Genomic DNA, 13407 nt, shown 5'->3' with positions numbered 1-13407 from the left:
GTAACGCCGCAAGCTTAACGGGTACAAAGTTTCCGACCACCCCGATAGGGCTGAAACGTGCAATCCGAAGCCCGAAACGACCGATAGGCGCGTTGGCAGGCTGACACGTTGCAACTGGGGGGGACGGGCGCGGATTCCATGACATTTGTTGCTGATCCAGAAGCGTTAGGTGTGGTTGCCGCCGCCATGAACCGCTTCCAGATCTGCGCAGGCAATTGGCCACCGGTCACTCCGTCCATCGGTGAGTTGTCGTCATTGCCAACCCACACACCCGTTATCAGATCATTGTTCCAACCGATGAAAAGAGCATCCCGGAAGTCCTGGCTCGTGCCCGTTTTGCCTACCGCACCTCCCGGCAAGGCCGCTGCCTGACCGGTACCGTCACTTACCACAAGCGCAAGCATCTCGATCATGTCGCTCCGCGCTGCCATCAGACGTTTGGACTCGTCCGTGACGGGCGCCTCGGGCCATCGAAAGTTGAAGGACGCTTTATCGTCCCCGGAGCTAATTCCTGTTATTCCGCGTCCAGTGACCGGGATGGTTCCGGCGGCAATACCTGCATAGGCTTCGACCATGTCCAACAACGTGACACCAGATGCGCCAAGTGCGAGAGCGGGAGTTTCGCTCAACTCGGCATCAATTCCAAGCGTGCGAGCGGTCTCGATCACATTGTCCAGTCCCACTGCCATTGCCAGCCGAACCGTCGCGGTGTTCAGCGAAAGGGCAAATGCCTCGGCCAATGTGACCTTGCCCCGGTAGCGATCTCCAAAATTGTTCGGGCGATAGCCGTCGATATCCATGGGGGCATCCACGACCCGATCATTCGGTGAAAGCCCCTGTGACAACGCCGTGAGATAAACAAATGTCTTGAAGGTTGAACCCGGCGAACGCAGAGCATCGGTCGCACGATTAAACTGACTCTGAGTATAGTCCCGGCCTCCAACCATCGCCACGACCTGACCCGATGGTGTCATCGCGATGAGCGCCGCCTCAGCCGGATTTTGGGCCTGTTCGAGGATCTCGCGCACTGCAGATTCTGCGGCTTTTTGGATTTCCGGGTTCAGGGAGGTGCGCAAGGCAACCACGCCATCGAATTCGGTGGCAAGATCGTCTGCTTCGCGCACAACCCAATCGGTAAACCAACTGCCATAGCTTGCGCTGGAACGTTGTGGTCTCATGGTTGCCAATTCTGCGCGCGCAGCATTGGCCGATGCCTTACCAATTCGGTCTTGGGTCTGCATCAAGTCGATGACCAAACCGGCGCGTGTGCGCAGTTGCTGAAGGTTTGAGAATGGATTGACTTTGCTGGGGGCCTGAATCATCGCAGCCAATGCTGCAGATTGAGCAAGGCTCAGCTCCGAGATGTTGACACCAAAGTAAACTTGAGCAGCTGCAGGCATTCCGGTAGCGCCGGAACCCAGATAAACTGCATTCAGATAGCGTGTCAGGATCTCCTCTTTGGTCAAACGTCGTTCGAGCTGTCGTGTCAAAATCGCTTCGCGCAGTTTGCGCCGAAAGGTACGATCTGGATTGAGATAGGTGATCTTGACCAATTGCTGGGTAATTGTGCTGCCACCCTCGACGACACCACCAGCACGCATATTGGCCCAGCCAGCACGCGCGATTGCCTTCAGGTCTAATCCTCCATGGTCAAAGAAGCGCCTGTCTTCAATCGCAAGCACGGCATCCTGCAGATCGTCGGGTATTCGTTCGTACTCCGCATAATCCAACGGAACACTGCCTTGAGCGATTAACGGGTTGCCCTGCGAATCCTCGAATATCAGCCGGTTCTCAGCGCCCGATTTGAGGTCGTCCAAGTCCGGCAATGATGTCAGAACAGTGATTATCATCGCCATCAGGGCCAAAGAGGCCAGTCCACCTACCCCGATCGCAATTTTTCGAAAGGACAGGCCAAACCTTGGGGTATTGGCCTTTTTTGGTGACGCCGGATCAGGAACAGTCGGTGCAATCGGCGTTTCGGGAAGGTCAACGCCAGGATTGCTTTTGTGCCGAGCATAGCGAATGACCAGCGCGCGACGCCCGTTATCGAATTGACCAACTATAGCACCGCCTACTGTCGACGCTTTTGCGCCAGCCAGACGCAAAAGCGTCATCATGCCTTTCATCAGTTGGGATATTTCGCGCCAAAGCGCACCGAAAAAGAGGCGCGTTGCGTCACCCAGTCCTGGTTCCGCTTTGTGATCGTTCATTGCCACGGGGTGAGTGACTGGACCGCGCTGCGGTTCAATTGGGTCATCTGGCACGCTGGCTGTCTTTCCTTAATTTCTTGGCAGAAAAATTATAATGCAATTTAGGCCCCGTTTATCCGGCTTCCGGCACCTGAAGCACTTATTGCCGAAAAGGCCCGGGTGCGAACCCGGGCCTGTCGACTAATTCGATCCTGTAGTTATTGAACTGTTTTGGCGATTAGCGAACTACGTGGATAATCGCGTTGTTCTCGGTATTGACCAACACGGTCTGGCCATTGACGTTGAGATAACGCAGCCCGTCTTGGGGCACTTCATAGGTGGTCACAGTTTGAGGCACCGTTGCACCGACTACAACTTCGCCGTCAAGATAAACGGTTTCGACTGGGTTTGATGTTACATAGGTAACGGTTTCGGTGGTCGGCTCCACTGCCGACGAACCGACTGCGCCGCCCAAGAGGCCACCTGCGATTATTCCGCCGATCGGGCCACCCACGGCATAGGCGGCCAGTGCGCCTATTGTAGCACCGGCTGCGGCACCAGCACCCTTATCGGCCTCGGTCGCTGCCGTGTTCTCATAGGTCACCGAGTTGATCTCGATATTGGCAGGATTGGCGCTTAGCGCTACGGCCTGCTCCTCAACCGCTACCGCGAGATAGCTGGACGAGGCCCAACCGGTTGCGCCGTTAAAGTCGATTTTGCACCAAGGGCTGGCATCAAGGCAGCCTTCAACTGCGGTGGTCTCGCCGCCGGGGATCACGCCGACGACTTCGAATTGCGGGCCAGGACCGCTGCGGATATTAAGATCCGTGGCGGCGATTGCTTCGGCGCTCTGTGCGAAGGTAGGTGCTGCAGCGGTGAGCGCTATAACGGAAGCCAATCCAAGCTTTGTAATACGCATGTTCCAGTCCTTTTTCTCGCAGCGATCGGCCCCGGTATGGATGCCGCATTAAACTCGCTGCCTGTCTGGAGAAGAAACAGCGCAGGGGGACATTGGTTCCAGACTCAAATTTTCCATCCTCAATTGGCCTGAATGGAGCGTTCGTTGGTGCGTCAAGACGGCTCTCCGCTACTCAATGGCTATTCGGCAGATCTGTGATTGAGGAAGCTATTCGATTAGTTCCAGATTACACAGCACCGCAACTTCCCGAGAACTACCATTCATTCATTGAGCAACATTCTGGTTGTTCGATTGTCCGCAACGCGGGCGCACCCGCTGTTGCGACCGACAGATTACAAGGTTTGGTTTGCAAATTTGCACGACGCGCCTGATGATCTCAGGCTCTTTAGATGAGGCGCCATGTAGGTACCGAAAGCTCGCAATCCGCCAAGCAGGTATTGCCAAGTTGTTGGACGCCTCTGATCTGGGTATGGATGGCTGATGAACATTCCAACCCACATGCCGCGCCTGAAAGGCTTTCTTTATCCCAGCGAGATCATTGCATACGCGGTTTGGACGTATCACGGCTTCGCGCTGAGCACGGCAGATGTTGAAGACCTTCTGGCCGCGCGGGGCGTAATTGTCAGCCGGGAAGCGGTCCGTCTGTGGGTTAATCGCTTTGGACAACATTTCGCAAACTGGATCCGGCGGGATCGTCCACGACCAAACAACAAGTGGCATATCGACGAAGGCGTGATCAGATCCGGGGCAGGAAACATTGGTTGTGGCGCGCCATCGACGCGAATGGCGACGTACTCGACATTCGCGTGCAAACACGCCGCAACGCCAGGCGCTTCGCAGCATCATACATTTTGGGCTTATTCTGTTGAAAAACTCTTGTTGATTTGGGGCCCTGTCGCTGATTCAATTCCTCTTGTGAAGAGGGAGGATTTGCGATGTTGGGACCGAAGCAAGAGGCGCAAGGCGCGTTGTTTTATGAGTTCTCGATTGAGGATCATGTGCCCCAAGACCATTTGCTGCGCTCCATCGATCGTTTCGTCGACCTGTCCGGCATTCGCCAGCATCTGGCCCCGTTTTACAGTAACACCGGTCGCCCTTCCATTGATCCCGAGCTGCTGCTCCGCATGTTGCTGGTTGGCTATTGCCTGGGGATTCGGTCCGAGCGGCGGCTCTGCGAAGAGGTGCATCTGAACCTCGCCTATCGCTGGTTCTGCCGTCTTGATCTGACGGATCGGGTGCCGGACCATTCCACATTCTCCAAGAACCGCCATGGCCGTTTCCGCGACAGCGACCTGCTGCGCCATCTGTTCGAGACCACTGTGGCGCGGTGCATTGCGGAGGGTCTGGTGAGCGGGCAGCGCTTTGCGGCGGATGCCAGTTTGATCGAAGCTGATGCCAACAAGCAGAACTCGACCGCAAAGGAAGATTGGCATCCGACAAGCATTAATCCGGAGGACGCGCCACGCGCGGTTCGGGAATATCTGGAGGTTCTGGATGCCGCCGCTTTTGGCGCCGCGTCTGAGGTGGAACCAAAGTTCACCTCCCACTCAGATCCTGCAAGCCAGTGCCTCTCGGCAGATTGCTACGCAATCGCATGCCGGTAATAGACGGCGGCACGCAAAGGCCCTGCGTTCTTTGCGTATTCGACCAATTACCTGATCGACACCGACCACGCTGTGATCGTCGATGTTGAAGTGACCCGGTCCATCCGGCAGGCCGAGGTCGGGTCCGTGCGCACGATGCTTGTCCGTGTAAAAGACACGTTCGATCTGAATCCCGAGCGCATCATCGCGGATACTGCTTACGGCTCCGGCCCGATGCTCGGCTGGCTCGTCGATCGCAAGATCGCGCCCCATATCCCGGTGATAGATAAAGCAGGTCGCACAGACGGCACATGGTCTCGCGCGGACTTTGAATGGGACGCGGAGAATAACCAATACATCTGTCCTGAAGGCGAAGCGCTCAAGCAATTCCGCCGAAACTATTCGGACCCGGACCGTGGCCCAACCGGCAAGGGTGTCGCAAAGTATCAGGCGCTGAAGCTGACCTGCCAGGCCTGTCCTTCCAAACCGAAATGCTGCCCAAATGCCGACGCGCGCAAAATCACCCGTGAAGAACACGAAGACGCCCGCCAGGTTGCCCGTGACATCGCCAAAACCGACCAATATGCCGTATCGATGCGACTACGAAAGAAGGTCGAGATGCTCTTTGCCCACCTCAAGCGCATACTGGGGCTGGGAAGACTCCGATTACGCGGCCCGAACGGAGCAAATGACGAATTCCTGCTCGCCGCCACCGCCCAAATCCTTCGCAAATTGGCGAAGATCTTTCCTGCACCGCAGCAAATGCGAAACGCCTGACAGGAAAGGCGCTTACCCTCCAATCAAAGGGCCAGTTTCTGCGGCGGCAGCACGGAGTTTTTCCGCAGAATCGGCTCTTTACGGACCCTCGCTGCACGAAGCACCAACGGCAGGTCTAATGACAGCCGACCTTCGCCACAGTTTACACCGAGGTCCGATGAGCGGACGAAGCGTCCATTACACGAGGGACCGTTTTAAGAAGAGCCTTGACGTGCATCATTTATATCTATAATTCTTGATGTATGGATAAAAATGACGCCATCGACGCTTTCGCCGCTCTCAGTCAGGCTACCCGGCTCGACGTGTTCCGTCTTCTTATCAAGGCTGGAGAGGGCGGCATGTCGGCAGGCGAGATTGGCGACACCCTCGAGGTGCGTCAGAACACGATGTCGACCAACCTGGCTATCCTCGCACGCTCAGGCTTGATCCGGAGTGAGCGCGAAGGGCGCTGCATCCGTTATTTTGCGGACATGGACGGGATGCGCGGCCTGCTGGCTTTTCTGATGGAGGATTGCTGCGGCGGTCGCCCGGAGTTGTGCCAGCCGGTCATCAACGAACTCGCTTGCGCCTGTTAGGAGACAGACATGACCAAGGACATCTACAACGTCCTGTTTCTTTGCACTGGAAACTCTGCACGGTCGATCATCGCAGAAGCCATCATGAACCAAGAGGGGAAGGGCAAATTCAAAGCTTATTCCGCCGGATCGAAGCCAGGATCTGCACCGCATCCCTACACGCTCGATCTGCTTCGGGGCCTCCACCACGACACGAGCTTTGCGCGATCCAAGAGTTGGGATGAATTTGCCAGCCCCGATGCGCCGCAGATGGATTTCGTGTTCACCGTCTGTGACAATGCCGCGGCCGAAGAATGTCCATTCTGGCCGGGTCAGCCAATAACCGCACATTGGGGCGTGCCTGATCCTGTCAAAGCCGAAGGTCCGGAAGCCGTCAAGCGGCTCGCCTTTTCGGAAACCTATCGCATGCTGCGCAGCCGCATCTCCATCTTTTTCAGCCTGCCGCTTGGCTCGCTTGATCGGATGGCACTGCAACGCAACCTCGACGACATTGGCAAGTCTCCCGCCAAAGCCGACTGACCCCCCATCTGCTGAAAGTCTGACATGACCGATACATCGCTTCCCGCTGCGGCGGGACTGGGACCTTTTGAACGCTGGCTGTCCGTCTGGGTGGCGCTGGCGATTGGCGCAGGGCTGTTGCTTGGCAATCTTTTTCCCGGCGCGTTTGCAGCACTCGCCTCTCTCGAGATCGCCTCGGTCAACCTGCCCGTGGCGGTGCTGATCTGGGCCATGGTCTATCCGATGATGGTCGGTGTGGATTTCGGTGCGCTGCGCCAGGTGGGCGACAAGCCGAAGGGGTTGGTTGTCACGCTGGTGGTAAACTGGCTGATCAAGCCCTTCACGATGGCAGCACTCGGTGTGCTGTTTTTCAACTACGTCTTTGCGGGCCTGATCCCGCCGGACGACGCGCAAGCCTATCTGGCGGGCGTGATCTTGCTGGGGGCTGCGCCCTGCACCGCGATGGTGTTTGTCTGTTCGAACCTGACGCGCGGCGACGCCACATACACGCTGGTGCAGGTCAGCGTGAACGATGTCGTCATGGTCTTTGCCTTTGCGCCCATCGTGGCCTTCCTGCTGGGTGCTACGAACATCGTCGTGCCCTGGGACACCCTGCTATTGTCGGTTGGCCTCTATGTCATGTTGCCGCTGTTGGTCGGATTCCTGACGCGACAGCGCCTGATCGCCAAGGGTGGCGAAGCGGCTGTCGATGCCTTCAAGTCTCGCGTTCAGCCGTTCTCGATCATCGGCTTGTTGGTGACCGTCGTGCTGCTCTTCGCCTTTCAGGGGGAGGTGATCCTCGAGCGCCCACTGGTGATCGCCCTGATTGCGGTGCCGTTGTTGATCCAATCCTACGGCATCTTCCTTCTGGCATACGGGGCAGCGCGGGCTTGGGGCATCCCGTTCAATGTCGCCGCGCCCTGCGCCCTGATTGGCACCTCCAACTTTTTCGAGCTGGCCGTAGCGGTCGCGATCAGCCTGTTCGGGCTGGGGTCGGGTGCGGCGCTGGCCACAGTTGTCGGCGTGTTGGTTGAAGTGCCGGTCATGCTTTCACTCGTCGCATTCGCGAACAGAACACAGCACTGGTTTCCCTCTGAAGAAGGTTCAGCATGACCGTCGTCATCCATCACAATCCCGACTGCGGCACGTCCCGCAACGTCCTGGCAATCATCGAGGCCTCGGGCGAGACGCCGCTGGTCATCCCCTATCTCGACATCGGCTGGACCCGTCCGCAGCTTCTGGCGCTGTTTGCCGCTGCCGGCCTGACGCCGCGCACCGCACTGCGGACAACAGAATCTCCAGCCGAGGAGCTGGGGCTGCTCGAATCTGCCGTTAGCGATGAAGCGCTGCTCGCGGCGATGCTGAACCATCCGGTCCTGGTCAACCGTCCCATCGTCTGCTCACCCAAAGGCGTCCGGCTCTGCCGGCCGAGCGAGGCCGTGCTGGATCTTCTCGACCGCCTGCCACCCGGGCCGATGACGAAGGAAGACGGCACGCTCCTGATTGACGCGGAAGGAAACCGCGTTGGCTGATACCCCGAACCTTGAAGACGCCCATTTCCAGCCAATCGATATGGATCGCCTGCTGACACCTGCACGGGCCACACACGCCCCGCGCATTCTGCTGCTCTATGGCTCGCTCCGGGACCGCTCATTCAGTCGGTTGATGACCGAGGAAGCGGCCCGCATCCTGACGCGATTGGGGGCCGAAACGCGAGCCTATTGCCCCTCGGGCCTGCCGCTGCCGGACGATGCAGAGGCCACTCATCCAAAGGTGCAGGAGCTGCGCGATCTGGTCACTTGGTCCGAAGGGATGGTCTGGTGTTCGCCAGAACGGCATGGTGCCATGACCGGCATCATGAAAACCCAGATGGATTGGATTCCGCTCTCCCTCGGCGGAGTGCGACCGACGCAGGGAAAGACGCTGGCCGTCATGCAGGTCAGCGGCGGCTCGCAAAGCTTCAATGCCGTGAACCAGCTCCGCATCCTCGGGCGCTGGATGCGCCTGCTGACGATCCCAAACCAGTCCTCCACCCCAAAGGCGTTTCTGGAATTCGACGAAGCGGGTCGGATGAAGCCGTCGCCATTCTACGACCGGGTAGTTGATGTCATGGAAGAACTGATGAAGTTCACGATCATGACCAGAGACAACAAGGATTATCTGTTGGATCGCTACAGCGAGCGGAAGGAAAGCGCCGTCGCGTTGTCGGTGCGCGTCAATCAGAAGGCGATCTAACCGACTTTCCCCGACGCGACGAAAACAAAAGCTAGCTTTAACCGCAGTGCAGCAACAGTCCATTTGGGCTCTGTACTGCCGTTAGCCGCGTCATGCACGAAGGCCTGCTCCACTGTTTTGGCCAGACCGCATGCGCCAGATGCGCCATCCAACGCTGTTAGAATGACGTCAGATAGCGGTGAAGATCATAGACTTGACGCCGCCACAAACCACGTTCAAAACCAAAGCGGTTGTTGAAGGTTTTTGGAATGAGTGCCCCAGTGATTATCGGTTACGCGCGGGTCTCGACGGAAGATCAGCACCTCGATGCTCAGACCTCTGCCTTGGAGGGTGCTGGGGCCAAGCGCATCTTTGCAGAGAAAATCTCTGGCACAAAGAAGGTCCGGCCCGAACTCACTCGGATGATCGATCAGTTGCGCAATAACGATGTGGTGGTCGTCACCAAGTATGATCGCTTGAGCCGGTCGTTGCAGGATCTTCTGGGGATTGTGGATACCATCAGGGCCAAGGGGGCCGGGTTCCGTTCTCTCGCCGAGGACATCGACACCACGACGCCTGCTGGGCGTCTGGTTTTCCATGTCTTCGCGTCCATCGCGCAGTTTGAGCGCGAGCGGATTTCTGAGCGGACGAAAGAAGGATTGGCGGCGGCGCGCAAGCGGGGTCGTATCGGTGGCAGGCCCCCTGCCCTTTCCCCTGAACGGCGCGCCGAAGTTGTGCGGATGCGCGATACCGAAGGGCGCGGGATCGCCGAACTCGCACGCCTGTTTCAGGTCAGCCCAAACACCATTCGGCGGGCGTGAGACCGAAGACCGAGATGACAACCGATCCCCGCCAGCTTGAAATCTTTCCTGACAGCCTGATCCTGCGGCGGGTCGAGCCAGAGCAAAACATGCGGCGGTTCTATCTGATGACCGTGCAGCGCGACCTGTTCGGCAGAGGTGCGCTGATCACCGAGTTCGGTCGCATCGGTCAAGCCGGCCAAGTAAAGATTGCACATCACGAAGACGAGGCGCGCGCCCTCGCCGCACTTGCAGATCGAGCCAAAGCAAAACGCAAACGCGGGTATCAGGAATAGTGCGGAGATAGTCTTGTCGCCAACATTTCAGTGACGGATATATCTATATGAGCCATATTTCGCTCCGATAGCTACAAAATGTAGCAATCACAGATCGGCGCATGACGTGCCTTCTGGTGGTATTGCCAAGTAGATTGCACCAGACTGTGAAGGGTGAACAGGCAATAGGAACAATTTGGCAATACCCGCCGCTCACGCGGTGCAGTATTCCACCGGCGTTCTCCGATGCACAGGCCTGCCCCTGCAGGAACCCACAGGTCCGGCCGTTGCCCTTCCGCGCCCCACATCAAAAATATCGAAGCAATTATGTATCTGACACGATCCGCCCATCTTCCAGGGTGATGATCCTATCCGCCATTTTAAGAATACGTGGATCATGGGTAACCATCACTGTTGTCGTGCCGCGTGCCTTGCCCAAGGCTTTCAATATCTGGACAACCGTATGCCCTGACTCCTTGTCCAGCGCGGCAGTTGGTTCATCGGCCAGAATAATTTCCGGGTTCGACACCAGCGCACGCGCCACAGCGACCCGCTGTTTCTGCCCGCCGGACAGACTGCCGGGAAGGTAGTCGCGCCGATCCGCAAGTCCGAGGAGGTCAAGAACGTGGTGCGCTGCGGCGCGCTGTTTCAAAGCGTTGCCGCTCCCATGCACCTCAAGCCCCATCAGCACGTTTTGCGTTGCAGTCAAACTTTCATGCAGATTATGCGCTTGAAAGATAAAGCCGAGACGACGGCGCAGACCGACAAGCATCGCTTCTTTCGCGTTGTTAAGCTCATGCCCGAGGACACGCACTTCGCCGTCGTTCACTTCGCGTAGGCAGCCAATTAGCGTCAGAAGGGTCGTTTTGCCGGACCCGGACGGGCCCATCAGGATGGTCAGACTGCCCCGCTCGATTTCAAGGTTGATGTCAAAGATCGCCTGTTTGCGGGCGTCGCCCGTGCCAAAAAAGTGATTCAAACCGCGCGTTATGATGGGTGCATCGCCCATCAAAACAAATCCGCCGGATCGGCATTGGCCAGCCTGCGCGTGGCAATGGCACCCGACAGACTGCAGGCTGCAAGGGTGCCTAGGAATACAAGGATTGCGCGACTCGCGTCCATTGCAACGGGCAACCCGGTGAATGAGACCAGCCCCGCATATAGCAACAGTGAGACGAAGAACCCCGGGATGAAGCCGAAAACGGCGAGTATGATCGCCTCCTCGAACACAATGCCCAGAAAGAAGGGCTGGCCATATCCCATAGCCTTGAACGTGGCGTATTCGCGCAGGTGGTCGGCGACATCGGTGGACAGAACCTGGTAGACTATGACCAATCCCACAAGAATGCCCATGAAGACGCCAAAGCCGAAGATGATCCCCGTTGGGCGTTCGGTCGCCATATAGACCAGATCATTGGAGGCAGACCCTGTCATGGTCTGTATGCGCAAATTGCCGCTCGGCAATGCGCCGGTCAGTCGGGCGACTACGGCGTCCTTTGAGACGCCGTCCGCTGTGCGGATCAGGATGTGATTGGGTGCGCCACTGGTGCGGCTTGGGAACACGCGCAGAAAGGTTTGATCGGACATGATCATCATCCCGTCAGCCAGAAAGCCGCCGCCGGCATCCATGGTGCCGATCGCAGTCAGGGTATTGCCGCCCGTCTCGAAGCTGAAGCGCCCTCCGTTCATCAGTTCGGAAATGACGGTGGCGGGCATGCCACGCGTGCCCTCGTCAAGCAAGACCGTGCTTTCAAGGGTCAGCTTGTCGAGCGATGCTGCAATGTTGGGGCTGGTGAACGACGGCTTGGCCACATCTATGCCAAAGCTGAGCAAGGAGACCGACGACCCATCTTCAAGCGTGAAAGGCAAATTGCCGATGAACAGCGGAGTGGCATCCGTAACACCCGCCACCCCGAGGGCCTGAAACATGCGCGCGCGCGGGATATGCCCACCATCCGTGAGCGTGTTGCCGTCTTGGGAGGACAGGATGATGTCGGCGTTCAGGATCGCATAGGGCGCCATAGTGGAACTGTTGAGCGCACCCATAATACCAAGCTGCATGAACACCAACAGATTGGCAAAAGCCACCCCCGCTACGGCTGCAAAGAACCGGCCACGGCTGTGGGTCAGTTGCAGCCAGCCGATGGGCAGGCGGCCAAACAAGAGGGTGAGCAGATGGCTCATGGGGTGCGGCCAGCGTCGATCCGCACAACGGCCTCAAGATTGGTAAACGCCGCCGCCACGGGAGAAGAGGCGCTATCAAGGGTCACAATCACATCCACCACGCGCGCATCCGTGTTGGCGGCCGGATCGTCGGAAGTGATGGATTGGCGACCGATCTCAAGTCCGATCGCGGTGACGGTGCCGGTCAAGTCCTGCGCCAGCGCATCCGCGTTGACGACCACGGGATCTCCGATCGTAACGCGCCCTATCATGGTTTGATAGACTTCGGCCTCGACCGTCATCTGCGATGTGTCACCAAGATTGATGATCCCCGCAGTGCCCGGCCGCTCGCCCGGGCGCACGTTGATATCCAGAACCTTGCCACGTTCTGGCGCACGCACATAGGCACGGTCGAGATCCTGTTTTGCGCTGGAAAGTGCGGAGCGTGCAGCGTCCAGATTGGCCTCGGCGACAGCGATATCCGCCTGGACGACTTCCGACCCCGTTTCGTAGCGCGACAGCGTGGCTTGCGCGCGTTCAACATCGCGCGCAGATTGTGTGGCCGCCGCGACCGTTTGATCGAATGCCGCACGTGTGGTCACTCCGCGCTCCAACAAAGTGGTGACCCGGTCCAGTTCCGATTGTGCCACATCTGACGTAGCTTGGGCACGGTCAAGCGAGGCCTGCGCCTCGGCACGGCTGGCCGTGTTTGACGCGCGAGTCTGGGTCAGGCTGGCCTCGCGGACGCGCAACGCCGCCTCTGCCGAAGCCACCGCGCTTTGGAGTTGGGCAAGGTTATCGAGAACAGCCAGAGTATCACCTGCCTCGACCTCATCACCGATAGAGACCAGCAGTTCCGCAATTCTCGCATCGCCCGCCCCAGACGGAGTTGCAACGCTAATGACATCTCCTCGCGGTATGATGCGCCCCAATGCCACCACGTCGCCTTCGCTGATCACAGCAACCTGCTCTTGAGTTGCGACCTGCTGTATCGCCACGGCGATGGGGGTGTCTGTGCCTGCACCCGGCTCCAATCCTGTCGTATTGAAGAACACCCTTAATCCCGGTGGTTGAAAATACATGCCGATAACGGCTCCTGAAAACAGGGTAACCAAGAACAGCGGGATCAGAAGAAGGCGTGATCTGCCATGGGTTTTCGGGGCGTTTGCCGGGTCAGCCTTCGTCAAACCTGCGTCTTCCAACGGGAGACCGATGGGCGTGCTTTGTTCATCTGCCATTATTTAGGGTTCAATCCTGTTTTTGCTCCGTAATATGCGTCGGTCTTAGAAGTCCCGGCACGGCATTCCGAATTTAGCACGATTCTTATTATGCGCACCTTGCGCTGGATCAACGTCTAAAAATGTGGGTGACGCCCAAATTGGCTTGGGTCCGTTCTCACATCGAAAGCTGTAAG

The 13407-nt window shown here is 57.9% G+C and carries 12 protein-coding genes and 2 pseudogenes; 9 read left to right on the top strand and 5 right to left on the bottom strand.

Features of this window, described 5'->3' with window-relative positions:
• Positions 1–14: 14 nt before the first annotated feature.
• Positions 15–2264 carry a PBP1A family penicillin-binding protein gene (locus FQ320_RS21435; protein WP_148475355.1) on the bottom strand — a complete coding sequence of 750 codons (2250 nt, stop codon included), beginning with the start codon at positions 2262–2264 and terminating at the stop codon, positions 15–17.
• Positions 2265–2427: 163 nt separating this feature from the next.
• The gene (locus tag FQ320_RS21430; RefSeq protein WP_148475354.1) at positions 2428–3108 is read right to left on the bottom strand and encodes an SH3 domain-containing protein; all 681 of its coding nucleotides are present in this window, start codon (positions 3106–3108) and stop codon (positions 2428–2430) included.
• A gap of 480 nt (positions 3109–3588) precedes the next feature.
• Here FQ320_RS21430 and FQ320_RS21425 point away from each other — a divergent pair.
• The 9 genes and pseudogenes from FQ320_RS21425 to FQ320_RS21385 form a co-directional block, all read left to right on the top strand.
• Positions 3589–3959, top strand: a pseudogene (locus FQ320_RS21425) (IS6 family transposase); the annotation flags it as partial.
• Between the two features lie 84 nt (positions 3960–4043).
• Positions 4044–5468 (top strand): annotated as a pseudogene (locus FQ320_RS21420) (transposase).
• 242 nt (positions 5469–5710) lie between these two features.
• Positions 5711–6043: a helix-turn-helix transcriptional regulator gene (locus FQ320_RS26620; protein WP_148475353.1), complete on the top strand. Its 333-nt coding sequence runs from the start codon at positions 5711–5713 to the stop codon at positions 6041–6043.
• Between the two features lie 9 nt (positions 6044–6052).
• A complete protein-coding gene (locus FQ320_RS26615) occupies positions 6053–6562 on the top strand; it encodes an arsenate reductase ArsC (RefSeq protein ID WP_148475352.1) in 510 nt (169 codons plus the stop codon).
• Between the two features lie 24 nt (positions 6563–6586).
• Entirely contained in the window at positions 6587–7654 is a 1068-nt protein-coding gene (gene arsB / locus FQ320_RS21405) for an ACR3 family arsenite efflux transporter (protein ID WP_148475351.1), read from the top strand.
• Entirely contained in the window at positions 7651–8073 is a 423-nt protein-coding gene (arsC, locus tag FQ320_RS21400) for an arsenate reductase (glutaredoxin) (protein ID WP_148475350.1), read from the top strand. Before arsB ends, arsC begins: the two co-directional genes overlap by 4 nt.
• Positions 8066–8776, top strand: coding sequence for an arsenical resistance protein ArsH (gene arsH / locus FQ320_RS21395; protein WP_148475349.1), 711 nt, complete (start codon positions 8066–8068; stop codon positions 8774–8776). The genes arsC and arsH overlap by 8 nt, the downstream gene beginning before the upstream one ends.
• Positions 8777–9036: 260 nt before the next feature.
• Positions 9037–9576 carry a recombinase family protein gene (locus FQ320_RS21390; RefSeq protein WP_148475376.1) on the top strand — a complete coding sequence of 180 codons (540 nt, stop codon included), beginning with the start codon at positions 9037–9039 and terminating at the stop codon, positions 9574–9576.
• A gap of 14 nt (positions 9577–9590) precedes the next feature.
• Entirely contained in the window at positions 9591–9851 is a 261-nt protein-coding gene (locus tag FQ320_RS21385) for a WGR domain-containing protein (RefSeq protein ID WP_148475348.1), read from the top strand.
• A gap of 304 nt (positions 9852–10155) precedes the next feature.
• On the opposite strand, the gene FQ320_RS21380 is transcribed toward FQ320_RS21385, so the two are convergent.
• From FQ320_RS21380 to FQ320_RS21370, 3 genes are read right to left on the bottom strand one after another with little or no spacing between them, the layout of a single operon-like run.
• Entirely contained in the window at positions 10156–10839 is a 684-nt protein-coding gene (locus FQ320_RS21380; RefSeq protein ID WP_148475347.1) for an ATP-binding cassette domain-containing protein, read from the bottom strand.
• Entirely contained in the window at positions 10839–12014 is a 1176-nt protein-coding gene (locus FQ320_RS21375; RefSeq protein WP_148475346.1) for an FtsX-like permease family protein, read from the bottom strand. The genes FQ320_RS21380 and FQ320_RS21375 overlap by 1 nt, the downstream gene beginning before the upstream one ends.
• Positions 12011–13075, bottom strand: a complete 1065-nt coding sequence (locus FQ320_RS21370; protein WP_187394022.1) for an HlyD family efflux transporter periplasmic adaptor subunit — start codon at positions 13073–13075, stop codon at positions 12011–12013. The genes FQ320_RS21375 and FQ320_RS21370 overlap by 4 nt, the downstream gene beginning before the upstream one ends.
• Positions 13076–13407 lie beyond the last annotated feature (332 nt).

It is taken from the genome of Oceaniovalibus sp. ACAM 378, assembly GCF_008085915.1.
Taxonomy (GTDB): Bacteria; Pseudomonadota; Alphaproteobacteria; order Rhodobacterales; family Rhodobacteraceae; genus Oceaniglobus.
The sequence above is the reverse complement of the archived record's forward strand: the minus strand, read 5'-3'. Positions and strand labels throughout refer to the sequence as shown.

What these genes read in the sequence shown, in the direction of transcription:
- FQ320_RS21380 (WP_148475347.1), bottom strand. Translation starts at nt 10,839, where the DNA reads ATGGGCGATGCACCCATCATAACGCGCGGTTTGAATCACTTTTTTGGC.
- FQ320_RS21430 (WP_148475354.1), bottom strand. Translation starts at nt 3,108, where the DNA reads ATGCGTATTACAAAGCTTGGATTGGCTTCCGTTATAGCGCTCACCGCT.
- FQ320_RS21370 (WP_187394022.1), bottom strand. Translation starts at nt 13,075, where the DNA reads ATGTATTTTCAACCACCGGGATTAAGGGTGTTCTTCAATACGACAGGA.
- FQ320_RS26620 (WP_148475353.1), top strand. Translation starts at nt 5,711, where the DNA reads ATGGATAAAAATGACGCCATCGACGCTTTCGCCGCTCTCAGTCAGGCT.
- arsC (WP_148475350.1), top strand. Translation starts at nt 7,651, where the DNA reads ATGACCGTCGTCATCCATCACAATCCCGACTGCGGCACGTCCCGCAAC.
- arsB (WP_148475351.1), top strand. Translation starts at nt 6,587, where the DNA reads ATGACCGATACATCGCTTCCCGCTGCGGCGGGACTGGGACCTTTTGAA.
- FQ320_RS21375 (WP_148475346.1), bottom strand. Translation starts at nt 12,014, where the DNA reads ATGAGCCATCTGCTCACCCTCTTGTTTGGCCGCCTGCCCATCGGCTGG.
- FQ320_RS21385 (WP_148475348.1), top strand. Translation starts at nt 9,591, where the DNA reads ATGACAACCGATCCCCGCCAGCTTGAAATCTTTCCTGACAGCCTGATC.
- FQ320_RS26615 (WP_148475352.1), top strand. Translation starts at nt 6,053, where the DNA reads ATGACCAAGGACATCTACAACGTCCTGTTTCTTTGCACTGGAAACTCT.